Source organism: Poseidonocella sp. HB161398, assembly GCF_005870025.1.
GTDB lineage: Bacteria > Pseudomonadota > Alphaproteobacteria > Rhodobacterales > Rhodobacteraceae > Mangrovicoccus.
The window spans coordinates 16,137-37,980 of record NZ_VATA01000022.1 but is presented as its reverse complement, the minus strand read 5'-3'; the positions used below and the strand labels follow the sequence as shown (position 1 = coordinate 37,980).

The following is a 21,844-nucleotide window of genomic DNA, read 5'->3' as shown; positions in this document are numbered from 1 at the left end:
ATGTTCGCCCGTCTCAGAGGCACGAAGCGCCCCGTCGCCGGAACCGTCCCCGAGGAGCCCGCAGCGCCGGGCGCCCCGCGGGAACGGCCGGCGCACGGCCGCGGCTCGGTGCGCTTCGTCAACGTGACCAAGAGCTATCCGAGCAGCCACGGCCAGCGGAAATACATCGTGCGCGACTGCAACCTGCTCTTCCCGGCGGGCAAGAAGATCGCGCTTCTCGGCCATAACGGCGTCGGCAAGTCGACGATGATGCGGATCATCTCGGGCGCGCAGGACTACGATTCCGGCGAGATCCAGTGCAATGGCGCCATGTCCTGGCCGATCGGTTTCTCCGGCGCCTTCCACCCCGAGATGACCGGCGCGCAGAATGCCCGCTTCGTCGCCCGGGTGCATGGCATCGACACCGATGCCATGGTCGATTTCGTCAGCGATTTCAGTGAGCTGGGCGACTATCTCGACATGCCGTTCCGGACCTATTCCTCGGGGATGCGCGCGCGCCTGGCCTTCGGCGTGTCGATGGCGGTGCCCTTCGACTGCTACCTGGTCGACGAGGTGACCTCGGTCGGGGACAAGCGCTTCCGCGACAAGTGCGCGGAGACCTTCCACACCCGGCTGCGCAGCTCCAGCGCCATCATGGCCACGCACAACCTGTCCCAGATCAAGAGCATGTGCGACATGGTGGCGATTCTGCATGACGGGGAGCTCTCGCTCTACCCGTCGATCGAGGAAGGGCTGGAAGTCCACAAAGCGAACCAGAAATCGCCCGACAAGCCGAGGAACAACTGATGGCCGCACCCGTGCTGGTCCTTGGCGCCTCCGGCCGCGCCGGTCGGCTGCTGCGCGGCGCCTGGCCGCTGATCGGCGCAGAGGCGCCGCGGGCGCTCTTCCAGGCGCGGCGTGCCGGGCCGGGCATCGACCTGGCCGGGCCCTGCGGCCCGGACCTCGCAGAGCAGCTTGCCGAGGCGCCCTCGGCGATCCTCGTCCTTGCCGGCGTCACCGCCGGGAGCGAGGCGGAGCTGGCCGCGAATTCGGATCTGGCCCGTGCCGGGCTGGAACTCGGCGCCGCGCTCGGCACGCCGCTGGTGATGCTCTGCTCCTCGGCCGCGGTCTACCGCCCCGACGGCAGCGGGCGCGCCTTTGCGGAGTCCGAGGCTGGCGGGGCCGAGCGGCCCTATGGCCGGGCCAAGCTGGCGATGGAGGCAGCGGCGCGCGACTGGATCGCGGCGCGTTCCGGCGGGCCCGCGGCGCTCTGCCTGAGGCTGGCCAATATCGTCGGCGCCGACATGCTGGGCGATGCCGTGCGGCGGGCGGCGGCGGGAGACCCGCTGGTGCTCGACCGCTTCGCCGATGGTCAGGGGCCGCGGCGCAGCTACCTGTCGCCGGTGACGCTGGCACGGGTGGCGGCGCGGGCCGCCGCGGCCGCTCCGGCGGAGCGCTTTACCGCGGTGAACCTGGCGGAGCCGGGCGGCGCGACGGCAATGGCGGACCTCCTCGGCGCGCTCGGCGAGCTGGGCCATCCGGTGCCCTGGTCCTGGCGCGACGCGCCGGGCAGCGCGGTGCCGAGCCTCGTTCTGGATCTGGCGCGGCAGCAGGCGCTCTGGCCCGGGCTCGAGACCGCGGGCGCGGGCGCCCGCGCGCTTGCCGCCGACTGGATCGCAGCCGGGGGCGGCCAGCCGTGACGCCCGCCAAGCGATTGATGGACCTCGCCTTCTGCCTGCTCCTCCTGGTGCCGGTGGCGCCGATGATCCTGGCGATCACGCTCTTGATCCTGCTGCGCGACGGGCGGCCGGTCTTCTACCTCTCGGAGCGGATGAAGACCGCCGAGCAGGGCTTCACCCTGGTGAAGTTCCGCACCATGACGGTCGATCCCGGCCGCGGCGGCGTCACCGGCGGAGACAAGACCGACCAGATCACCCGCACCGGCCGCTGGCTGCGCAGGCTCCGGCTCGACGAGCTGCCGCAGATCTGGAACGTGCTGCGCGGCGATATCAGCCTTGTCGGTCCGCGCCCGCCGCTGCGCCGCTATGTCGAGGCGGCCCCGGCGCTCTACCGCGAAGTGCTGGCCTGCCGGCCGGGAATCACCGGCCTCGCGACCCTGCGCTTCCACCGTCACGAGGCGCTTCTGCTGGCCGGCTGCCGCAATGCCGAGGAAACCGACCGGGTCTACCGGCGCCGCTGCGTGCCCCGGAAAGCACAGCTCGATCTCATCTATCGGAAAAACAGGAACGTATGTTTCGATTTTCTTATACTTGTGCAAACTTTTTGTGCAGTCCTCCCCCGCATTCGGCCGAAATCGACCTAGCTGGCGATTGCGCTACCTAAAGGGTGCTGCGACGCAGAAAGCAGGTGCGGGTTCGCTCCCGTAAAGGTAAAATAATCGTTAAAAGCTGGAAGGAGTCGCACCGTCCGGCTTGGCAGCATCATTCTGGAGGACGCTCGAGATGGAGTCTGGCTACCTGAATTTAAGCTTCTTCGTTCCATTGATTTGACAAAGTAAATCTGTGCCTCGCCGGACAGTCTCCGGCGGTGTTTTTCTGCGACCGGTGATGGAAGGCTGATTTTGGACCGGGAAGATCAAAGTGTGTATGGGCTGGTCAGCTCGCTGACCATGATGCAGAAGCGCTGGATTCTGGTCGCGCTCGATGTCTGCGCCGTGCCAGTCGCGCTGCTCATGGCGAATTTCTTCCGCAGCGGCGCCGTCGATTCCCAGGCGGCGGTGTGGGAGAACTGGACCATCGCGATCGCCATGATGGTGATCGCGGCCATGGTGTCCCTGTTCCTCGGCCTGCCGCGGATCCGGCTGAACGGATTCGAGACCAACGGCGTCCACCTTGCCGCGGGATTCGCGGTGATGGTGTCGATCGTCGGCGCCTCCCTCAACAGCCTGGTCGATCATGCCCTTCCCTGGTCGACCTTCATCAATTTCGGCCTGATCCTCTTCATCGGGGTGATCGGCTCGCGGGTGCTGCTGCGCTTCGTGCTGCTGTCGATCCTCAGCCGCAGGCATCCGCGCTCCGCCGTGGTGATCTACGGCGCCGGGCGCACCGGCATCCAGCTGGCGAACGCGCTGCGCCATGACGCCTTCGTGGTGCCTGTCGGCTTCATCGACGACAACCCGGCGCTGCACCGCGTCTTCGTGTCCGGCCTGCCGGTCTGGGCGCCGATCGAGCTGCCGCGCGTGGTCTCGGAGAAGAGCGTTTCGAAGGTGCTGCTGGCGATGCCGTCGCTTTCCGCGGTGAAGCGCTCGCGCATCCATCACCAGCTCGTGCCGCTCGGGGTCGACGTCCAGGCGCTGCCCTCCTTCGCGCAGCTCACCGGCGAGGAGCCGCTGCCCTCGAAGCTGGCCCCGGTCAGCCCGTCCGACTTCCTGCAGCGCCGCTCCTTCCAGAGCGACATGTCCATTGCCCGCAGCACGTTCCGCGGCGCGACCGTGATGGTGACAGGGGCGGGGGGCTCGATCGGCTCGGAACTCTGCCGCCAGCTCCTGGCGCTCGGGCCGAAGCGGCTGGTGATGTTCGAATCGAGCGAGCTCGCGCTCTACAGCATCGACCTGGAACTGCGCGGCCTCTCCAGCGACGTGGAGCTGGTGCCGGTGCTGGGCTCGGTGGTGGACGAAACCCTCTGCCGCACGATCATGTCGCGCGAGGGCGTGCAGATCCTGCTCCATGCCGCCGCCTACAAGCATGTGCCGCTGGTCGAGACCAACCCGATCGCGGGGCTGCGCAACAACGTGCTGGGCACCAAGGCCCTGGCCGATGCCGCCCGCGACAGCGGCGTGCAGCGTTTCATCCTGGTCTCTTCCGACAAGGCGGTGCGGCCGACCAATGTCATGGGCGCGTCGAAGCGCCTGTCCGAGCTGATCATCCAGGACATGGCGACCCGCCCGGGGCCGCTTTTCTCGATGGTGCGCTTCGGCAATGTTCTGGGCTCCTCGGGCTCGGTGATCCCGCTCTTCCAGGACCAGATCGCCAATGGCGGGCCGGTCACGCTGACCCATGAATCGGTGACGCGCTACTTCATGACGATCGACGAGGCCGCGCGGCTGCTGCTGATCTCCAGCGCGTTGACCTCGGGCGGCGATGTCTTCGTGCTCGACATGGGCAAGCCGGTGGCGATCATCGACCTGGCGCGGCAGATGATCGAGGCGGCGGGCTACAGCGTCCGCGATGCCGAGCATCCCGATGGCGACATCGAGATCACCATCACCGGGCTGCGCCCCGGCGAGAAGATGCACGAGGAACTGCTGATCGGCGACGGGCGGATGACCACGATTCACCCCAAGATCACGCGGGCGCGGGAATCCAATCTCTCGGAGATCGAGGTGGCGACCTTCCTGCGCGACCTGCGCGACGCGGTCGACGGCAACGACACCGCCGCGGCGCGCGCGGTGCTGGCCCGCTGGGTCGAGGGCTCCATGGGCCCGGGCAGCCAGCGCCAGGCCTGAACCGGCCCGGAACGTGTGAAAAATGGCACATGACGCAGCGACGCCCCGCCCGGCCGGGCCGGGGTGTTGCAGAAACGGCCGCCGCAGTCGAGTGTCGGTGCATCAGTTTTAGGTGGGTGGAACGTGAGCGGCAAAACTGCCTTCAGAGCGGGGCTGAAAGCGGGTGTTTCGGTTCTGGGGTTGCTTCTGGCCAGCGCGGCCGGGGCGCAGGAATACCGGCCATCCGACTGGCCGACGATGAACCTTTTCAACGTGCCGGGCGCGATCGAGACGCCGAGCGCCTTCACCAAGCCCGACGGCGAGATGGCCCTGACCATCGGCAATTTCGCCGGCATGACCCGGTTCCAGTTCGGCGCGCAGGTGCATCCCCGGCTCTATGGCGGCTTCCGCTATACCGAGATCAGGGATTTCGATTCCGCGGGCTTCAGCACCTACTATGACCGCAGCTTCGACCTGCGCTTCACCGCGATCAAGGAATCCCCGTTTCTGCCCGAAGTGACGATCGGCCTGCAGGACTTCATCGGCACCGGCATCTACGGCGCGGAATATGTCGTCGCCTCCAAGCATATCGGCCGCAAGCTGCAATTCTCCGGCGGCCTCGGCTGGGGCCGGCTGGCGGGCAATTCGGTGCTCTCGGGCTTCGGAGACCGGGCGCCCCTGACGCCCGAGGATGTCGGCGAGGGCGGCGACCCGAACCTCTCCACGCTGTTCCGCGGCGAGATCGGCGCCTTCGGCAGCGTCCAGTGGCAGGTCCGCGACAACCTCGTGCTGAAGGCGGAATATTCCAGCGACGAGTACCAGCTCGAATCCGAGGATCTGGGGGTCTTCGACCGCGACATCCCCTTCAACTTCGGCGCCACCTACCAGACCAAGGGCGGCACGGAGCTCTCGGCCTACTATCTCTACGGCTCCGAGGTCGGGGTGCAGGTCGCCTTCAGCTTCAACCCGAACCGGCCGGGCACTGGCGGGTCGCTCGACAGCGCGCCCCTGCCGATCACGCCGCGCCCGACCCGCGCGGCGGCGCCCGATGCCTATGTCACCGGCTGGAGCGACAGCGAGGCCGGCCGGGACTATGTGCGCGGCAAGCTGGCCGAAGTGCTTCTGCTCGACAAGATGGAGCTCGAAGGGCTGCGCATCGACGACACGCATGCGACCGCCTATCTGCGCAACGTCACCTACGTGGCCGAGCCGCAGGCCCTGGGCCGCGCCGCGCGGGCGATGGCGGCCATCCTGCCGGCCTCGGTCGAGGTCTTCACCATCGTGCCGATGGAATCGGGGATGGCGATGCCCTCCTTCACCTTCCGGCGCAGCGATCTGGAACGCTACGAGGTCGCGGCCGACGGGTCCGAAAAGATCCTGGCCGCCGCGCAGGTGACCAGCACGCCCGCCCGCCTGACCGGCGGGGACCAGGTCGACGGCTTCTATCCGCGGCTCAACTTCCTGGCCGAACCCTACATGCGCACCAGCCTCTTCGATCCCGACAACCCGTTCCGCGCCGATGTCGGCCTGCGGCTCGGCGCCGGGGTCGAGGTCACGCCGGGGCTGATCGTTTCGGGCACGGTCATCAAGAAGGCCTTCGGCAATCTCGACCAGAACAAGCGGGAATCGAACAGCGTGCTGCCGCATGTCCGGTCGGATTTCCCGTATTACGACCGCGAAGGCGATCCGGCGATGGAGACGCTGCAGGCGGCCTACTATGCGCGCCCCGGCAAGGATCTCTACAGCCGCGTCACCGCGGGCTACCTGGAGCAGATGTTCGCGGGCGTCTCCACCGAGGCGCTCTGGGCGCCCTATGACACGCCCTTCGCCTTCGGCGCCGAGGTCAACTTCGTCCGGCAGCGGGACTTCGACGGCGGCTTCGGCCTGCAGGACTACGATGTCGTGACCGGCCATGGCTCGGTCTACTACCGCTACGAGGACTATCTCGCGCAGGTCGATGTCGGCCGCTACCTGGCAGGCGACTACGGCGCGACCCTGGGGCTCCAGCGGATCTACGCCAATGGCTGGAAGGTCGGCGCCTTCGCCACCTTCACCGATGTCTCGTCCGAGGATTTCGGCGAGGGCTCCTTCGACAAGGGCATCACGCTGACGATCCCGCTGGGCTGGTTCTCCGGCACGTCCTCGAAAGTGGTTCCGCAATTCACAATGCGGCCGCTGCAGCGCGACGGCGGCGCGCGCCTGAACGTCAACGGCCGTCTCTACGGCCTCGTCGAGTCCTCCCGTCAGGACCGTGTCGAAGAGCAGTGGGGACGGTTCTGGAGATGATGCGTCGGATTGGAATGGGTGCGGTCCTGGCGGCAGGGCTGCTGGCGGGATGCACGAACGCACCGGTGGATTCGTCGCTGAACACGGTCATCCTCGGCTCGCTGCAGACGATCGGCTCGGCGCTGACGCCGGGCGAAGAGCGGACCGGCCCGGTCGTCACCCGCGAGACGGTGGAGCGCGCCGGACGGCCGCTGATCCTGATCGACGTGCCGGTGACCGGCGACCAGGCGACGGCCATCGCCTTCGGCCGCAACGGCAATGCCGAGACCTGGATCACCCGCAACGGCGTGACCTTCACGCTGAAGGGCGGGGCGCTGTTCTCCACCCGCGGACTGGGACCGGATCTGCTGAGCGCGACGACCGCCGGGATCGAGACCGCGCTGCCGCAGCGGGCATCGGCGAAATACGCGCGCGACCTGCGCTTCATCGGCGGCGACGAGAGCATCCAGAAGTTCCGCTTCTACTGCGAGCTCGTCAACGAGGGCCCCGAGGACCGCGTCGTCCTGCAGCTCCGCCACAGCACCACGCGGATGCGCGAAAGCTGCTACGCGCTGGAAGGCAGCCGGAGCTTCACCAATCTCTACTGGGTCGGCTCGGACGGCATGCTGTGGGATAGCCGCCAATGGGTCAGCGAGATGGCGCAGTACGTCACCATCCAGCGCCTGCACCGCTGAGGCGGCAGCGCCGCTAGAGGCTGGCGAAGCGGGCGGCGAGCGCGTCGGCCGCCTCCTTCCAGCCCCAGGGGGCATTCGCCACCCAGAGCCCGCTGCCGGTCATGCCATGGCCGGGCCGGGCGGGCGGAAAGCGCACCGTGCTTGTCACCGCCTCGCCGCCGATCTCCGACAGCTTCGCGGCCAGCGGCAGATGCGCGCCCGATTCCAGAAGCGGATACCACAGCATCACGACGCCGACAGGCCATTTGCGGCGCAGCTTTGCGACCAGATCCGGGATCGCCGTCCATTCGGTCTTCACCTCGTAGGACGGGTCGATCAGGATCAGCCCGCGCCGCGGCTCGGGCGGGGTCAGCGACAGCGCCAGGGCGGGCCCGTCGGCGGCGTGGATCTCGGCCCAGGAAATCGCCTTCTTCAGCGCGGCAACCTCCTGCGGGTGCTTCTCCGCCAGGATCAGCCGGTCGGTGTCGCGCAGATGCGTTGCGGCGACGATCGGCGAGCCGGGATAGGCCTGCGGACCGCCGAGCTGCCGCGCGGCATCCAGCGCCTGGGCATAGGGGTGATCGTCGGGGAACCAGCCCTCCATCCGGCCGATCCCGGCCGCGGCCTCGCCGGTCTTGGCGGCCTCGGGCCCCGCGAGGTCGTAGAGCGCGCGCCCGGCATGGGTCTCGATATAGCTCAGGGGCTTCGGCTTCTTCGCCATGTAGTCGAGCGCCACGGCAAGCAGGGCGTGCTTGTGGACATCGGCCGCGTTTCCGGCGTGATAGGCGTGCTGGTAGGAAAGCATGGCGTCCCATAGCGCGCGCCCGGCCGCCTGCCAAGCGGAACCGCGCCGGGGCGGTCCACGCGAAGGTGAAGCCGCGCGATCTTGCGTGAACGCGGCTGCGGGCCATGTCTGAGGGAGACGCATTCCACCAGAAGAGGCCCTGCATGATCCGCTCCGCCCCGCTTCCCGTGACGCTTGCCGCTTTCCTGTCGCTCTCGGCCTGCGCCGATGCGCGGGATTTCAACGACGCCCGCCCGAATGGCCGCGGCCAGTCCCCGGCCTTCGCGGGCCAGACGCGGGCGCCGGTGCTGGAGGACGGGGTGCGGCTGCGCCGCGAGGTGGTGGCCGAGGGCCTGTCGCATCCCTGGGGGATGGCGGCGCTGCCCGAGGGCGGCTGGCTGGTGACGGAACGGCCGGGCCGGCTGCGGATCGTGTCGGCGGAGGGGGCGCTTTCCGAGCCGGTCGCAGGCCTTCCGCAGGTCGATGCGCGGCGCCAGGGCGGGCTTCTCGACGTGGCGATCCGCGGGGATTTCGCCCAGAGCCGCCGGGTCTGGTGGAGCTATGCCGAGCCGCGGGGCGCTGGGACGACCGGCACCGCTGTGGCGAGCGGCCGGCTCTCGGCCGACGGGCGGCAGATGGAGGACGTGCAGGTGGTCTTCCGCCAGGATCCCGCCTGGGCCTCGACCGCGCATTACGGCGGGCGGCTGGTCTTCGACCCGTCGGGCGCGCTTTTCGTCACTACCGGCGAGCGCTCGGTATCCGGGGCGCGGGAGCTGGCGCAGGATGTCTCAATCCAGCTCGGCAAGGTGATCCGCATCGATCCGATGGGCGGGCCCGCGCCGGGCAATCCGCGGATCGCGGACGGGGCGCCGGGCGTCTGGTCCTGGGGGCACCGCAACCTGCAGGCGGCGGCGATCGGGCCGGACGGGGCGCTCTGGACGGTCGAGCACGGGCCGCGCGGCGGCGACGAGCTGAACCGGCCCGAGGCGGGGAAGAACTACGGCTGGCCGGTGATCTCCTACGGCGTCAGCTACAATGGCAGCGCGGTCGGGTCGGGCGAGACCGCGCGCGACGGGATGGAGCAGCCGGTCTACTACTGGGATCCGGTGATCGCGCCCTCGGGCCTGGCCTTCTATGACGGCGCGATGTTCCCCGGCTGGCAGGGCGACGCGCTGATCGGCGGGCTCGCCGGGCAGGCGCTGGTGCGGCTGGAGATCGCGGATGGCCGCGTGACCGGCGAACAGCGCTACCTGCAGGGCTTCGCCCGGATCCGCGATGTGGAAATCGCGCCCGACGGGGCGGTGATGATCCTGACCGACGAGGACAATGGCGCGCTGATCCGGCTGACCCCGCAATAGGGCGGGGGCAGATCGTCACAGCTTTGGCCTGAATTGGATAGGATGATTGACCAGATCGTCCGAAGCCTCTAACGAGAGCGGAGGGAGACTGGACAATTCGCCTGCCGGGGAGGGCTGGCCATGCGCCTGACTGACTGCCACAATTTTCAAGATTTCCGCCGTCTGGCCAGGCAGCGCCTGCCGGGGCCGATCTTCAACTACATCGACGGGGCGGCGGATGACGAAGTCACCTACCGCCGCAATACCGAGAGCTTCGAGGCCTGCGACCTGGTGCCCTCGGTGCTGGCCGGGGTCGAGGATATCGACCTGTCGGTGACGGTGATGGGGCAGAAGCTGGCCCTGCCGATCTACTGCTCGCCCACGGCGCTGCAGCGGCTCTTCCACCATGACGGCGAGCGCGCCGTGGCGGCGGCGGCCTCGAAATTCGGCACGATGTTCGGGGTCTCGTCGCTGGGGACGACCTCGATGGCCGAGCTGCGCAAGCAGTATGACACGCCGCAATGCTACCAGTTCTACTTCCACAAGGACCGCGGCCTGAACAAGGCGATGATGCAGACGGCCAAGGAGTCGGGCATCGACGTCATGATGCTGACGGTCGATTCCATCACCGGCGGCAACCGCGAGCGCGACCTGCGCACCGGTTTCTCCATCCCCTTCCGGCTGACCCTGGGCGGCATGGCGCAATTCGCGATGAAGCCGATGTGGGGGATAAACTACGTCACCCACGAGAAATTCTCGCTGCCGCAGCTCGACGCGCATATCGACATGGGCGGCGACACGCTGTCGATCGGGCGCTATTTCACCGAGATGCTCGATCCGTCGATGACCTGGGACGACGTGGCCGAGATGGTGCGCGACTGGGACGGGCAGTTCTGCCTGAAGGGCATCATGTCGGTCGAGGACGCCAAGCGCGCGGTGGAGATCGGCTGCACCGGCATCATCCTGTCGAATCACGGCGGCCGACAGCTCGACGGCTCGCGCGCGCCCTTCGACCAGCTCAAGGAAATCGTCGACGCGGTCGGCGACCAGATCGACGTGATCATGGATAGCGGCATCCAGCGCGGGACCCATGTGCTCAAGGCGCTGAGCCTCGGCGCCAAGGCGGTCGGCGGCGGCCGGTTCTACCTGTATCCGCTGGCCGCGGCGGGCCAGCCCGGCGTCGAGCGGGCGCTGACCCTGATGAAGGCCGAGCTCGAGCGCGGCATGCGCCTGATGGGCGCCAGATCGGTGGACGAGCTGAACCCGGGGAACCTCCGGTTCCGCTGAATCCGGCTGGAAGAGGGGAGGCTTCCGGCCAGGGCCGCTGCCTGCAAACCGGGCAGCGGCCCGGTTTTTCGCCTATTGCGCGGAAATGCGCGACTTTTCATTTTGCGATTGTGGAAAACTCGGCTATGCGCAGGGCAGCCGATCAACTTTCAGCCAGGAGGGCGTTACATGACAGCGATGAAGCACATGCCGCGCCCGACCAATCTGTGGCTGCCAGTCGAAGGCTGCAAGGGGTCGTACCGACAGGGTTACCGACTCTGATCCGGGCCACCGCCCCCTGACATCTCCGATCAGCATCAAGACCACTCAACCGGCGTAACGCGTCCGGTCCGGCGATCCTGCGGCTGATCTTTCCCAAAACCCAAGCACTTGAAAAGAAAGGCCCGAAATCCGTGTCTTCACGGGCGGGAAATATCAATGAACATGATCAAGCACGACACCATGGGCGCGCCCGCGCCGCTTTCCGTCACCGTCGACTCGCTGATTTCCGAGCATGGCGGCTGGCGCTTCCTGATCGCCGCCATTGCCGGTCTCGGCCGCGCACCCATGATCCGCCGGCAGATAGACCACATGCCCGACTACCTGCGGATGGATGTGGGCCTGCCGCCCAAGGACGATCCGTTCCCCAGCCGGGAGTTCATGCGGTGATCCAGCGCGGGCCGGCCTTGCGGCCGGTCCGCAACTCCGCTCCGGCGGCGGCTCAGATCCTCAGGAAGGGCTGGGCCAGCCGCGGCAGCAGGCTGTGGAAGCGCAGCCGGTCCGAGGTGGCCGCCAGACAGATGCAGGTCTCGTCGCCGAGGACGCGGGGCATGTGGTCGATTTCCTCGTCGGCAATCTCGACATCGCCGCGGCGGTAGGTGCCGAACTCGTCCTCGAACGCGCCCTGAAGCACCAGCGTCAGTTCCAGCCCGCGATGGCCGTGATCAGGCATGGCGGCACCGGGCGGGATGCTCAGCAGCCGGACCGAGGCGCCGCGCGTGTCCTGCAGGATCGCCTGCCGTGCGCCCATGCCGATCGGCCGCCAGGCCACCTTGTCGAGATCTCCGCCCACCGCTTTTCTCAACGGTTCCGGGAAGATGCCGGGCCTGCGCGCCGGGCGCTGCGCCGCGGCGGGGCTGTCCGAGATCCGCGCCATGCAGGCGGCGAGACTGCCCTCGTCCATTGCCATCGGCGCGGTATCCTCAAGGAGGGCGCCGCCCACGGCATCGAAGCTTTCCAGCCGCGCGCGGCTGTCGTCGCAAAGCGAGACATGCGTTGCCACCACCAGGTCGAACACCTCGGGCAGGGCGCCGGTGCCATAGGCGAGCAGCAGCTCGTCGGGCAGGGTATGGGTCACGTCATGCGTCACGGCCTGGTCATCTCCCGTCTCAGGCGATCGAGCGCCAATCTAATCCGCGATTTGATCGTGCCAAGGGGCAGACCGGTCACTTCCGCGATTTCCGTGTGGCTCATCTCGCCGAAATAGGCCTGCTCGACCAGCTTGCGCTGCGGATCGGGCAGGCGGCGGACGGCATCGGCCAGGGCGCGGCTTTCCTGCTGGAAGGCCAGCGCATCGGCCTGGTCGGGCTCTGCCTCGGGGCCCCAGGGCAGATCCTCGGGCTCGGGGCGGGCGGCGCGGCGGGCCATGTCGATGCGCCTGTTGCGCGCGATCGTGTAGATCCAGGTGGCCAGGCTGGCGCGGGCCGGATCGAACTGCGCCGCCTTGTTCCAGACCGTGGCCATGACCTCCTGCGCGCATTCCTCGGCGGTGGCCGCGTCGCTGCCGGCCTTCATCAGCATGCCCTTCACCCGCGGGGCGAAATGGCGGAAGAGCTCGGCGAAGGCCTCCTGGTCGCGGCTGCGGATGCGCGCGATCAGCGCCAGCCAGCGCTCTTCTGTGGAAGGGGCAAGGGTCACGGCTAGGGCCTGCCTCGGGGGTCCGTCTGGTCCTGGTTCCACGAGCTTAGGCGATTGGCTCAGGTCCTGCAAAGCGTCAGTTCTCCGGGTCTGGCGGATAGGCGCCGCGAGCGTGCCTGGTCGGAAATTTGTGATCCGCGGCAGCGGCCTGTGCGTAGAGCTAGAGTGAACAAGGCGGAGGTCTAGGGTATGGAAGCACAGGCAGGCAGCGCGGCGCGGCGCGTGGCAGTGATCGGCGGCGGGATATCGGGGCTGGGCGCAGCCTGGGGCCTGTCGCCCTGGCACCAGGTCACGCTGTTCGAGGCGGCGCCGCGGATCGGCGGGCATGCCTGCACGGTGATGGCGGGCAAGCGCGGCGACCAGCCGGTCGATATCGGCTTCATCGTCTTCAACCGGGCGAACTACCCGCGGCTGACCCGGCTCTTCGCCGAGCTCGACGTGCCGGTGGCGCCCGCGCAAATGAGCTTCGGCGTCTCCGCCGGGGGCGGCAGGCTGGAATACGCGCTGAACGATTTCCGCACGCTCTTCGCGCAGAAGCGCAACCTGGCGCGCCCGGCCTTCTGGCGGATGCTGCGCGACATCCTGCATTTCAACGCGCATGCGGCGGACTATGCCGGCGATGACAGCCTGACCGTGCGCCAGATGCTGGAGCGCCTGGGCACCTCGGAGGGGTTCCGCGACCACTACCTGCTGCCCTTCTCGGGGGCGATCTGGTCGACGCCGGTTTCCGACGTGCTGGATTTCCCCGCCGCGGCGATGGTGCGCTTCTTCGCCAACCACAATCTCCTGAGCGTCACCGGCCAGCACCAGTGGTACACCGTGCGGGGCGGTTCGCGCGAATACCTGGAGCGGATGGAGCGCATGCTGCGCGCCCGCAATGTCCGCATCCGCACCCGCGCGCAGGTCGATGCGGTGCTGCGCGACGCGGGCGGCGTCCGGATCAAGGCACAGGGCGGCGACTGGGAGCGCTTTGACGAGGTGGTCTTCGCCACCCATGCCGATGACACGATCCGCATGATCGCCGATCCGGCGGAGGAGGAGCTGACCTCGGTCGGCCGCATCGACTACCAGCCGAACGAGGTGGTGCTGCATTCCGACACGGCGATGATGCCGCGGCGGCGCCGGGCCTGGGCCTCCTGGGTCTATAGCGAGGAGGCGGGCGGGCCGGGCGGTCCGATCGGCCTGACCTACTGGATGAATTCGCTGCAGCCGATCCCGATGGACGATCCGCTTTTCGTCAGCCTCAACAGCACCCGCGCGATCGACCCGGCGAAGATCCACACGCGCACGACCTTCCGCCATCCGGTCTACACGACGCAGACGCTGCGCGCGCAGGAGGCGGTGCGGAAGATCAGCGGGCGGCGCGGCACCTGGTTCGCGGGTGCCTGGATGGGCAGCGGCTTCCACGAGGACGGGCTTTCCGCCGGGCTGGCCGCGGCTGAGGGGATTTCGGCGGCGGGCCGCGAAAGGGCGGTGGCATGAGCCGGGTCGAGCATCTGAGGGGCGAGACCGTCCATGCCCGCGAGGCGGATGTGCAGAACGCCTTCCGCTACAGTGTCGACTACGTGATCTGCGATCCGGAAGAGAGCCGCGGGCCGCTGCTTTTCTCGCGCAACCGCGCCAATCTGGCGGCGCTGCAGGACCGCGACCATGGCGGCGCGCCGGGCCAGGGCCGCGGCGCCGCCTGGATGCGCGAGGTGCTGGCGGCGCACGGGCTCGAGGCCTGCGACGGGCAGATCCTTCTCGTCGCCCAGCCGCGGGTGCTGGGCCATGTCTTCAACCCGGTCAGCTTCTGGCTCTGCCATGACCGGGCGGGCGGGCTGCGCGCGGTGGTGGCCGAGGTGTCGAACACCTATGGCGACCGGCATTCCTACCTGCTGCATCATCCCGACCAGCGCGAGATCGGCCCCGCCGACCGGCTGGAGGCGCGGAAGATCTTCCATGTCTCGCCCTTCCTGCCGGTCGATGGCGGCTATGTCTTCCGCTTCGACATCCGGCCCGACCGGATCGGCATCTGGATCGACCACCGCTCGGAGGCGGGGCGGCTCTTTGCGACGCTGACGGGACGGCGGGCGCCGCTCCGGTCGCTGGGCATCCTCGGCATGTGCCTGCGCCGGCCCTTCGGCTCGCGCCGGGTGCTGGGGCTGATCTACTGGCAGGCGCTGAAGCTGCGCCTGAAGGGCGCGGGCTGGCATGTCCGTCCAGCGCCCCCGGCAGAGGAGGTCAGCCGGTGAGCCTTCTTGCGGGATTTCTCGGCGGCCTGCTGGCCGCGATGCTGGTGGCGGCGCTGGCCGGGCGGCTGGCCTCTTTCCGGGCGCAGCGCCCGTCCGACTATGCCGGGCAGGCGCCGGCCTTCGATCTGGTGCGCCATCTCGACGGGCCGCTCGACTGCGAGGGCGTGATCTACGGCCCCTTCGGCCGCGTGGCGGCGCGCTTCGTGGCGCGGATGGTGGTGGAATGGGACGGCGCGCGGGGAACGATGCGCGAGTCCTTCCGTTATGACAGCGGCACGCGGCAGGAGCGGGTGTGGACGCTGAGCGTTGACGAAGACGGCCGCGTGCAGGCCGAGGCGCCGGACGTGGTCGGCATTGGCCATGGGCGGCAGAGCGGGCCGAGCCTCAGCCTGCGCTACCGGCTGCGCCTGCCCGAGAGCTCCGGCGGCCATGTGCTCGACGTGACCGACTGGATGTACGTGATGGAGAACGGGGCGGTGGTGAACCGCAGCCAGTTCCGCAAGTTCGGCATCAAGGTCGCCGAGCTGGTGGCGGTGATGCGCCCGGCGGTCAGCGCCGCGGCCCCCGGAATGACCGCCTGAGACGGGCGGCGGGAGAACGGAAATGAGCGGGTTTGCGGGGCAGCGCTACTGGGTGGTCGGCGCCTCCGAGGGGTTCGGCCTGGCGCTGGCCAGGGCGCTGTCGGACGAGGGCGCGGAGCTGGTGCTGAGCGCGCGCAATGGCGCGCGGCTGGAAGAGGCCGCGGCGGCGATGCCGGGTCCGGCGCGGGCCGTGCCGGTGGATGTCGCCGATCCGGCCTCGGTCGCGGCGGCGGCAGAGGCGGCGGGCCAGATCGACGGGCTGGTCTTTGCCGCCGGGGTCTACTGGCCGATGGCGGCGGCGGAGTGGCAGGCGGAGGAGGCCGAGACGATGGCCGACGTCAATTTCACCGGCGCGCTCAGGGTGCTGGGCCGGGTGCTGCCCGCGATGGTGGCGCGCGGCCGCGGCCATGTGCTGCTGACCGGATCGCTGACCGGCTATCGCGGCCTGCCGGGCTCGATCGGCTATACCGCCTCCAAGGCCGGGATCATGTCGCTGGCCGAGTGCCTGGCCTGCGACCTGCGCGGCAGCGGCGTGCGGGTGCAGCTGGCCAATCCCGGCTTCATCCGCACCCGGCTGACCGACAAGAACAGCTTCGCCATGCCCTTCATCATGGAGCCGGAGAAGGCCGCGGAGATCGTGCTGCGCCACATGAAGTCCCGCCGGTTCCGCCGCGATTTCCCGCGCGGCTTCGGCCTTCTGTTCAAGCTCGGCCGGGTGCTGCCCGACGCGCTCTATGTCCGGCTCTTCGCGCCGCGCGGGGGCTGAGCCGGAGCCTTCTCCGCAGGCTCCGCGCGATCTGATCTATGTCCTTTCCTTCGGTCCGAGATTCGGCAATCGTGATGCTGTGACTCACCAAGGAGGCAGAAAAATGCCCGAAATCCATGCCGACATCGCGGCGCAGGTGATCCTGCTGGCGCGGGAGGCCGAAGACAGCGGAGACTCGACAGCCCGGGCGGAGCTGTCCTCATTCATCGCCGGGCTGAACGAGGACGAGGCTCTGATGCTGGTCGCGCTCGCCTGGATCGGCCGGGAAAGCTTCACGCCGGACGAATGGGACGAGGCGGTGCAGACCGCGCGCGAAGAGGCGCGGGTGCCGACGGCCGACTACCTGTCCGGCATGCCGCAGCTATCGGGCTATCTCGAGGACGGGCTGGAGGCGATGGGCATCTCCTCGGCCGATGCCGAAGACGACCTGATGTAGCCCCTGCGGGTTGGCGCCGCTGGCGTTGACCAAGACGAAAGACATCTCCGCTAGCATTCCGCGGCGCCGGCTGTCGGCGCTGGCAGGAACAGGGCGGGGATGGTCCAGGATATCGACCGGTACTATGCGTTGGGCTACATCTCGCTGGTCCTGGGGTTTCCGTTGGTCTTCGTGCTCTACTGGCGGGCCCTGGTCTATTCGCATATCCTCAAGGCGGAGGGCGGCCTCGCCGGCTACAAGGCGGCGCTGAGGGAACGCGCGGAAACCGACAATGTCGCCAAGGCCTCGCTGAAGTTCCTCAAGACGGCGAATATCTATTTCCTGTTCTACTGGCTGTCTTTCGCGGTCATCGTCGGCACGCATCATGCCCGCGGCTGGTGGACCGAGTGAAGCAAAAATTTCTGTGGCAAAATGTGAAATCGTATGTAAAAACATCCGCAGCGGGGAGGTGCTCAGTGGATAGGCGCTTGACGTATCACCCCTGAGTCGGGTTAGGGTTCTCTGCGGCAAGATGCCACCGGCATGAAACAAATTTTCGCTGCTTTGCAGCAACTTGCGGGCATCGCCGGGAGGAGGAACGATGAGGAAACTCTGGGCCTTTGTCTGCGTGATCGGTTTCACGGCCTTCTGGGCCTACGGGCTTGCGATCCTCGCAGCCCTGTTCGGGGAAAAGGTGTTTTCGCCGCTTGAACTTGTGTTCTGCCTGTTCGGCCTGGTGCTAGGACTTTACGCGCGAATGCGCCTGCTGCGGCACACGCCGTCGATGCATGGCCGCCGCGCAGCGTCCCGGGCACGGCTGGAACAGGAGTATATGGAGAGTGCGCAGGGCTAGCGCCCTGACCCCGCACCTCCATTGACGGTCGGCCGCATCTGCGGGGTAGGGGAGGACCCTGCGGTGCGGCTGGCCTCTTTTTTACTGTGCTCCGGCTGGGAGGGGAGGCCCGGCCGGAGCTTTTTATTGTCTGCAGTTCTTATCGTCTGCAGATCCCGCTTTCCGGACCGTCTGCCGCCCGGGAACCCGGCCCTTGGCGGGCCGGGCGGCGGTGTCCCGGGGACCGGGACCCTGCCGGAGCGCGCTCAGTAGGGCTGCGGATGCGCCTTGTGGACCGCGGCGATGTCCTTCAGGCAGTCCTCGCTCAGCTCCAGGCCGTCAGCGGAGAGCACCTCCTCGAGCTGCGCCGTCGAGGTCGCGCCGATGATGGCGGCGCCCATGAAGGGGCGGCTGACGCAGAAGGCCAGCGACATCTGCACCAGGCTCAGCCCGTGGGCGCGGGCGACCTCGGCATAGGCCTCGACCGCGGCGAGGGCGCGGTCGGTCAGGCGGCCGCCGAGCCCGGGATTGCGCGTGCCGCGGCTGCCTTCGGGAATGGCGCCGCCCTGGTACTTGCCGGTCAGCAGCCCGGTCGCCAGCGGCGAGTAGGCCAGGAGCGGGATGTCCTCGTTCAGCGAGGCCTCGGCGGCGTCGGTGTCGAATTCGCGGTAGAGCAGCGAGTACTCGTTCTGGATCGTCGCCATCCGTGGCACGCCCATCTCGTCGGCGACGCGCGACCAGGTCGACATGCCCCAGGCGCTCTCGTTCGACAGGCCGATATAGCGCAGCTTGCCGGCCTCGACCTGCTTTGCCAGTTCGCCCAGCACGTCCTGCATGTGCTCGATGGTCTCGTTGCGGTTCTGCGCCGAGGGGTCGTAGCTCCAGTTCTGGCGGAAAGCGTAGGAGCCGCGGTTCGGCCAGTGCAGCTGGTAGATGTCGATGACATCGGTCTTCAGCCGCCGCAGGCTGTTCTCGACGCATTGGCGGATCTCGCCGGCGCTGATCGCCGCGCCGCCGCGGGCCTTGCCGCCGGCCCCGCCGATCTTGGTGGCCAGAACCCAGTCATTGCGCCGCCCGGTCTTCTCGAACCAGTTGCCGATGATCGCCTCGGTGTCGCCGACGGTTTCCTCGAGCACCGGGGCGACCGGGTACATCTCGGCCGTGTCCATGAAGTTGATGCCGCGATCCGCCGCCATCTCGATCTGGGCATGGCCCTCTGCCTCGGTGTTCTGGCTGCCCCAGGTCATCGTGCCGAGGCAGAGCGAGGTGACGGCCAGGTCGGTGCGGCCAAGCTGTTTCTTCTGCATGTAGTCATCTCCGGATGCGGTCCTGCCTTGGCTAGAGTGCAGATGCAGCAGGCGCAAGGCCCGTCCGGTCCGGCTTTGGAACATTTGGGGAACATGCTAGGATCGGCGCATGATCGAGGCCGGGCTGAGTCGCGATCCGCACCCTTCTGCGGCGCTGGTGCGGGTCTCTGCGGAAATGTCGCTGCGTCCGGGACGGGCGCATGAGCTGTGCGGCGCGGCGCGGCGGCGGCTGGCCCTGGCCGTGGCGGCGGCCGTGACCGGGCCGGTGCTGTGGATCCGCCCCTCCTGGCAGGCGGAGCAGCTGAATTGCGACGGCGTGCGCATGCTGGCCGATCCGGGGCGGCTGATCTTCGCGGAGCCGGTCCGCGCCGAGGATCTGCTGTGGTGCATGGAGGAGGGGCTGCGCAGCGGGGCGGCTCCGCTGGTGGTCGCGGAACTGCCCGCGCCCCCGGCGATGACGCCGGTCAGACGGCTGCACCTGGCGGCGGAAACGGGAGGAGGCCAGGCCCTGGGGCTGCTGCTGACGCCGGGCGCCGGGGGCGCCCCGGGGGTGGAGAGCCGCTGGTCGCTCGACCCGGTGCACGAGCCCGGGCAGAGGCGCTGGCGGCTGGAACGGCGCCGCGCGCGGACCCAGCCGCCGAAGGTCTGGGACTGGGCGGCTTGAGCGGCGCGCAACGGGAGCCTCCTGGCGGCGCACCGCCCGCGTGACTCCCCGCCGCGTGCGGTGCGCTCAGGCCCGGACCGTCAGACGGCCACGGGCTCCGCCCTGGACAGCAGCTTCGCGAGCTGGTCCTTCAGGGCAACCCGCGTGCGCCGCAGGCGCAGCGCCTCGATATCGCACATCGGCTGCAGATTGGTCTCCACCCGATGGAGGATGTCGTTGATTTCGGTGTATTCGTCGGCCAGCCGGGCGACGCGGGCGTCGGTCTGGCGCAGATGGCGGAGGGTCTCGACTTGAGCGGGGAACTCCTCGGCAAGGGCATGGGCAACGTGGGTCATCGTCGGTGTCCTCATCTCTGTGGCAAGACGGACCTTACGCGAGGACAGGCGGGCCCCGCCTTGATGCCGATCAAATCCGGCCTAGCGGCCGGATTTTTTGACCTGGTGCTCGCGCCAGGCGATGAAGGACACGGCCGAGACGATCACCCCGCCGCCAAGCAGCACATAGGGATCGACCGGCTCGCCGAAGACGATCACGCCCAGAAGGACCGACCAGACGAGCTGCAGGAAGGTGACCGGCTGGGTCACGGCGACCGGCGCGGCGCGGAAGGCCAGGGTCATCAGGTAGTGCCCGACATTGGCGAAGACCGCGGCCAGCGCCAGCGTGGCCAGCACGGGCCAGGGCGGCGTCACCCAGTTCGCCGCCGCCAGCGGCAGCAGGATCGGCGTGACCGAGAGGCTGAGCCAGGCGACGATCACCGTCGGCGGGAAGCGCGCGGTCAGGGTCTTGCCGATCACGTAGGAGCTGCCGAGGCTGATCGCGGCGAGGATCATCGCGAAATGCCCGGGCTCCAGCGTGCGGAAGCCGGGGCGCAGCAGGATCAGCGCGCCGAGCAGCGCCACGGCCACCGCCGCGATCCGCCGCGCCGCCAGCCGCTCGCCCAGGAAGAGCGCGGCGCCGACGGTGACGCAGACCGGCGCGAGGTAGTTGATCGCCGTGACCTCGGCCAGCGGGATGCTGGCGATGGCGAAGAACCAGGCGCAGATCGCCACGGAGTGGACGACGCCGCGGCCGAGGAAGAGCTTCAGGTCGCGCCCCTTCGGCCAGTGCGCGCGCAGCCGTCCGGCCAGGGGTACCAGGAAGACCAGCCCGAAGGCGAAGCGCAGGAAGGCGCCCTCGACCACCGGCACGGCATCGCCCACCGATTTCATCGCGCCGATGAAGCAGACGAAGGCGAGGCCCGAGAGCACCATCCAGCCCATGCCGGCCAGGGGCCGCTGTCCGGGCAGCGGTGGCGGCGTCACCTCAGGCAATGACCACCACCAGGACGGTCAGCGCCGCCATCACCACCAGCGCGGCCAGCGCGATCATCCCGCTCATCCGCGGATCCTTGGGGTCCTTCATGCCGCGTTCCTTACGCCATGACAGGGGCGGCGGCCCGCTCGGCGCGCAGGTTCCGCGCCAGCAGGTCCATCGCGGCCATGCGCACGGCGACGCCCATCTCCACCTGCTCGCGGATCACCGAGCGGGTCAGGTCGTCGGCGATCAGCCCGTCGATCTCCACCCCGCGGTTCATCGGCCCGGGATGCATGACGATCGCGTCGTCCTTGGCGTAGCCCAGCTTCTCGGCATCGAGGCCGAAGCGGTGGAAATACTCGCGCTCGGACGGGATGAAACCGCCATCCATGCGCTCGCGCTGGAGCCGCAGCATCATCACCACGTCGCAATCGGCCAGCCCCTCGGCCATGTCGTGATAGACCTCGACGCCCCAGTCCCTGACCCCTGCGGGCAGCAGCGTGGGCGGGCCGACCAGGCGGACGCGGTTCTCCATCTTGTGCAGCAGCAGGATGTTCGAGCGGGCGACGCGGCTATGGGCGATGTCGCCGCAGATGGCGATGTTCAGCCGGTGCAGCCGTCCCTTGGCGCGGCGGATGGTCAGCGCGTCGAGCAGCGCCTGGGTCGGATGCTCGTGCCGCCCGTCGCCGGCGTTCAGCACCGCGCAATTGACCTTCTGCGCCAGCAGGTCGACCGCGCCGGAATGCGGATGGCGCACCACCAGCAGGTCGGGATGCATCGCGTTCAGCGTCACCGCGGTGTCGATCAGCGTCTCGCCCTTCTTCACCGAGGAGGTCTGCATCGACATCGACATCACGTCGGCGCCCAGCCGCTTGCCGGCCAGCTCGAAGCTCGACTGGGTGCGGGTGGAGTTCTCGAAGAACATGTTGACCTGGGTCATCCCCGCCAGCGCGTCGCCATGCTTGTCCTCGCGCCGGTTCATCTCGGCATAGCGGTCCGCGAGGTCGAGGACCGTGCGGATCTCTTCGGGATGGAGCGGCTCGATGCCGAGGAGGTGCTTGTGGGAGAAGGTCATGGAGTCCTCGC

Annotated in this window: 24 protein-coding genes; 17 read left to right on the top strand and 7 right to left on the bottom strand. The window is 68.6% G+C overall.

Annotation, left to right across the window (positions count from 1 at the left end; translation table 11 throughout):
* From FGX59_RS17955 to FGX59_RS17930, 6 genes are all read left to right on the top strand, one after another.
* Positions 1-786: an ABC transporter ATP-binding protein gene (locus tag FGX59_RS17955; RefSeq protein WP_138468514.1), complete on the top strand. Its 786-nt coding sequence runs from the start codon at positions 1-3 to the stop codon at positions 784-786.
* On the top strand, positions 786-1,679 hold the full coding sequence (locus FGX59_RS17950) for an NAD(P)-dependent oxidoreductase (RefSeq protein WP_138468513.1): 894 nt from the start codon (positions 786-788) through the stop codon (positions 1,677-1,679). The genes FGX59_RS17955 and FGX59_RS17950 overlap by 1 nt, the downstream gene beginning before the upstream one ends.
* Complete coding sequence (locus FGX59_RS17945; RefSeq protein WP_240722541.1) at positions 1,676-2,302, top strand: sugar transferase; 627 nt, start codon at positions 1,676-1,678, stop codon at positions 2,300-2,302. The genes FGX59_RS17950 and FGX59_RS17945 overlap by 4 nt, the downstream gene beginning before the upstream one ends.
* Positions 2,303-2,581: 279 nt before the next feature.
* Entirely contained in the window at positions 2,582-4,444 is a 1,863-nt protein-coding gene (locus FGX59_RS17940) for a polysaccharide biosynthesis protein (protein ID WP_370296110.1), read from the top strand.
* Between the two features lie 123 nt (positions 4,445-4,567).
* A complete protein-coding gene (locus FGX59_RS17935) occupies positions 4,568-6,709 on the top strand; it encodes a YjbH domain-containing protein (RefSeq protein ID WP_138468512.1) in 2,142 nt (713 codons plus the stop codon).
* 65 nt (positions 6,710-6,774) lie between these two features.
* Positions 6,775-7,383 carry a YjbF family lipoprotein gene (locus FGX59_RS17930; RefSeq protein ID WP_171060695.1) on the top strand — a complete coding sequence of 203 codons (609 nt, stop codon included), beginning with the start codon at positions 6,775-6,777 and terminating at the stop codon, positions 7,381-7,383.
* Positions 7,384-7,396: 13 nt separating this feature from the next.
* On the opposite strand, the gene rlmJ is transcribed toward FGX59_RS17930, so the two are convergent.
* Positions 7,397-8,167 (bottom strand): 23S rRNA (adenine(2030)-N(6))-methyltransferase RlmJ, encoded by a 771-nt coding sequence (rlmJ, locus tag FGX59_RS17925; RefSeq protein WP_138468510.1) that lies wholly within the window; start codon positions 8,165-8,167, stop codon positions 7,397-7,399.
* A 143-nt stretch (positions 8,168-8,310) separates the two neighbouring features.
* Here rlmJ and FGX59_RS17920 point away from each other — a divergent pair, with 143 nt between their 5' ends.
* The 3 genes from FGX59_RS17920 (at position 8,311) to FGX59_RS17910 (ending at position 11,418) form a co-directional block, all read left to right on the top strand.
* Positions 8,311-9,504 (top strand): PQQ-dependent sugar dehydrogenase, encoded by a 1,194-nt coding sequence (locus FGX59_RS17920; RefSeq protein ID WP_138468509.1) that lies wholly within the window; start codon positions 8,311-8,313, stop codon positions 9,502-9,504.
* A gap of 120 nt (positions 9,505-9,624) precedes the next feature.
* Positions 9,625-10,770 (top strand): alpha-hydroxy acid oxidase, encoded by a 1,146-nt coding sequence (locus tag FGX59_RS17915; RefSeq protein ID WP_138468508.1) that lies wholly within the window; start codon positions 9,625-9,627, stop codon positions 10,768-10,770.
* Between the two features lie 417 nt (positions 10,771-11,187).
* A complete protein-coding gene (locus FGX59_RS17910) occupies positions 11,188-11,418 on the top strand; it encodes a hypothetical protein (RefSeq protein ID WP_138468507.1) in 231 nt (76 codons plus the stop codon).
* A 52-nt stretch (positions 11,419-11,470) separates the two neighbouring features.
* On the opposite strand, the gene FGX59_RS17905 is transcribed toward FGX59_RS17910, so the two are convergent.
* The gene (locus FGX59_RS17905; RefSeq protein WP_138468506.1) at positions 11,471-12,118 is read right to left on the bottom strand and encodes a ChrR family anti-sigma-E factor; all 648 of its coding nucleotides are present in this window, start codon (positions 12,116-12,118) and stop codon (positions 11,471-11,473) included.
* Positions 12,115-12,666, bottom strand: a complete 552-nt coding sequence (locus FGX59_RS17900; RefSeq protein WP_206078379.1) for a sigma-70 family RNA polymerase sigma factor — start codon at positions 12,664-12,666, stop codon at positions 12,115-12,117. The genes FGX59_RS17905 and FGX59_RS17900 overlap by 4 nt, the downstream gene beginning before the upstream one ends.
* Positions 12,667-12,855: 189 nt before the next feature.
* Here FGX59_RS17900 and FGX59_RS17895 point away from each other — a divergent pair, with 189 nt between their 5' ends.
* From FGX59_RS17895 to FGX59_RS17865, 7 genes are all read left to right on the top strand, one after another.
* On the top strand, positions 12,856-14,148 hold the full coding sequence (locus FGX59_RS17895; RefSeq protein WP_138468504.1) for an NAD(P)/FAD-dependent oxidoreductase: 1,293 nt from the start codon (positions 12,856-12,858) through the stop codon (positions 14,146-14,148).
* Entirely contained in the window at positions 14,145-14,900 is a 756-nt protein-coding gene (locus FGX59_RS17890) for a DUF1365 domain-containing protein (RefSeq protein WP_138468503.1), read from the top strand. Before FGX59_RS17895 ends, FGX59_RS17890 begins: the two co-directional genes overlap by 4 nt.
* A gap of 38 nt (positions 14,901-14,938) precedes the next feature.
* A complete protein-coding gene (locus FGX59_RS17885; protein WP_138468573.1) occupies positions 14,939-15,481 on the top strand; it encodes a DUF3833 domain-containing protein in 543 nt (180 codons plus the stop codon).
* A 22-nt stretch (positions 15,482-15,503) separates the two neighbouring features.
* Complete coding sequence (locus FGX59_RS17880) at positions 15,504-16,247, top strand: SDR family oxidoreductase (RefSeq protein WP_138468502.1); 744 nt, start codon at positions 15,504-15,506, stop codon at positions 16,245-16,247.
* 103 nt (positions 16,248-16,350) lie between these two features.
* Positions 16,351-16,683, top strand: a complete 333-nt coding sequence (locus FGX59_RS17875) for a DUF3775 domain-containing protein (protein ID WP_138468501.1) — start codon at positions 16,351-16,353, stop codon at positions 16,681-16,683.
* Positions 16,684-16,782: 99 nt separating this feature from the next.
* Positions 16,783-17,073: a hypothetical protein gene (locus tag FGX59_RS17870; RefSeq protein WP_138468500.1), complete on the top strand. Its 291-nt coding sequence runs from the start codon at positions 16,783-16,785 to the stop codon at positions 17,071-17,073.
* 190 nt (positions 17,074-17,263) lie between these two features.
* Entirely contained in the window at positions 17,264-17,515 is a 252-nt protein-coding gene (locus tag FGX59_RS17865; protein WP_138468499.1) for a hypothetical protein, read from the top strand.
* Positions 17,516-17,760: 245 nt separating this feature from the next.
* On the opposite strand, the gene FGX59_RS17860 is transcribed toward FGX59_RS17865, so the two are convergent.
* Positions 17,761-18,801: an aldo/keto reductase gene (locus FGX59_RS17860; RefSeq protein WP_138468498.1), complete on the bottom strand. Its 1,041-nt coding sequence runs from the start codon at positions 18,799-18,801 to the stop codon at positions 17,761-17,763.
* A 109-nt stretch (positions 18,802-18,910) separates the two neighbouring features.
* On the opposite strand from FGX59_RS17860, the gene FGX59_RS17855 reads away from it, so the two are divergent.
* Complete coding sequence (locus tag FGX59_RS17855; RefSeq protein ID WP_240722539.1) at positions 18,911-19,465, top strand: hypothetical protein; 555 nt, start codon at positions 18,911-18,913, stop codon at positions 19,463-19,465.
* Positions 19,466-19,545: 80 nt separating this feature from the next.
* Here the strand turns inward: FGX59_RS17855 and FGX59_RS17850 are convergent, their stop codons facing one another.
* The 3 genes from FGX59_RS17850 to FGX59_RS17840 all read right to left on the bottom strand — a co-directional run bounded on the left by FGX59_RS17850 (position 19,546) and on the right by FGX59_RS17840 (position 21,833).
* Entirely contained in the window at positions 19,546-19,800 is a 255-nt protein-coding gene (locus FGX59_RS17850; protein WP_138468497.1) for a YdcH family protein, read from the bottom strand.
* 81 nt (positions 19,801-19,881) lie between these two features.
* Complete coding sequence (locus FGX59_RS17845; protein WP_370296115.1) at positions 19,882-20,766, bottom strand: DMT family transporter; 885 nt, start codon at positions 20,764-20,766, stop codon at positions 19,882-19,884.
* Positions 20,767-20,876: 110 nt separating this feature from the next.
* Positions 20,877-21,833 carry an aspartate carbamoyltransferase catalytic subunit gene (locus tag FGX59_RS17840; protein WP_138468496.1) on the bottom strand — a complete coding sequence of 319 codons (957 nt, stop codon included), beginning with the start codon at positions 21,831-21,833 and terminating at the stop codon, positions 20,877-20,879.
* Positions 21,834-21,844: the final 11 nt, after the last annotated feature.

Excerpts from the sequence above, each read along its gene's own strand:
- FGX59_RS17890 (WP_138468503.1), top strand. The coding sequence starts at position 14,145 with ATGAGCCGGGTCGAGCATCTGAGGGGCGAGACCGTCCATGCCCGCGAG.
- FGX59_RS17855 (WP_240722539.1), top strand. The coding sequence starts at position 18,911 with ATGATCGAGGCCGGGCTGAGTCGCGATCCGCACCCTTCTGCGGCGCTG.
- FGX59_RS17910 (WP_138468507.1), top strand. The coding sequence starts at position 11,188 with ATGAACATGATCAAGCACGACACCATGGGCGCGCCCGCGCCGCTTTCC.
- FGX59_RS17920 (WP_138468509.1), top strand. The coding sequence starts at position 8,311 with ATGATCCGCTCCGCCCCGCTTCCCGTGACGCTTGCCGCTTTCCTGTCG.
- FGX59_RS17850 (WP_138468497.1), bottom strand. The coding sequence starts at position 19,800 with ATGACCCACGTTGCCCATGCCCTTGCCGAGGAGTTCCCCGCTCAAGTC.
- FGX59_RS17955 (WP_138468514.1), top strand. The coding sequence starts at position 1 with ATGTTCGCCCGTCTCAGAGGCACGAAGCGCCCCGTCGCCGGAACCGTC.
- FGX59_RS17915 (WP_138468508.1), top strand. The coding sequence starts at position 9,625 with ATGCGCCTGACTGACTGCCACAATTTTCAAGATTTCCGCCGTCTGGCC.
- FGX59_RS17880 (WP_138468502.1), top strand. The coding sequence starts at position 15,504 with ATGAGCGGGTTTGCGGGGCAGCGCTACTGGGTGGTCGGCGCCTCCGAG.
- FGX59_RS17885 (WP_138468573.1), top strand. The coding sequence starts at position 14,939 with ATGCTGGTGGCGGCGCTGGCCGGGCGGCTGGCCTCTTTCCGGGCGCAG.
- FGX59_RS17870 (WP_138468500.1), top strand. The coding sequence starts at position 16,783 with ATGGTCCAGGATATCGACCGGTACTATGCGTTGGGCTACATCTCGCTG.
- FGX59_RS17950 (WP_138468513.1), top strand. The coding sequence starts at position 786 with ATGGCCGCACCCGTGCTGGTCCTTGGCGCCTCCGGCCGCGCCGGTCGG.
- FGX59_RS17875 (WP_138468501.1), top strand. The coding sequence starts at position 16,351 with ATGCCCGAAATCCATGCCGACATCGCGGCGCAGGTGATCCTGCTGGCG.
- FGX59_RS17840 (WP_138468496.1), bottom strand. The coding sequence starts at position 21,833 with ATGACCTTCTCCCACAAGCACCTCCTCGGCATCGAGCCGCTCCATCCC.
- FGX59_RS17895 (WP_138468504.1), top strand. The coding sequence starts at position 12,856 with ATGGAAGCACAGGCAGGCAGCGCGGCGCGGCGCGTGGCAGTGATCGGC.
- FGX59_RS17860 (WP_138468498.1), bottom strand. The coding sequence starts at position 18,801 with ATGCAGAAGAAACAGCTTGGCCGCACCGACCTGGCCGTCACCTCGCTC.
- FGX59_RS17865 (WP_138468499.1), top strand. The coding sequence starts at position 17,264 with ATGAGGAAACTCTGGGCCTTTGTCTGCGTGATCGGTTTCACGGCCTTC.
- rlmJ (WP_138468510.1), bottom strand. The coding sequence starts at position 8,167 with ATGCTTTCCTACCAGCACGCCTATCACGCCGGAAACGCGGCCGATGTC.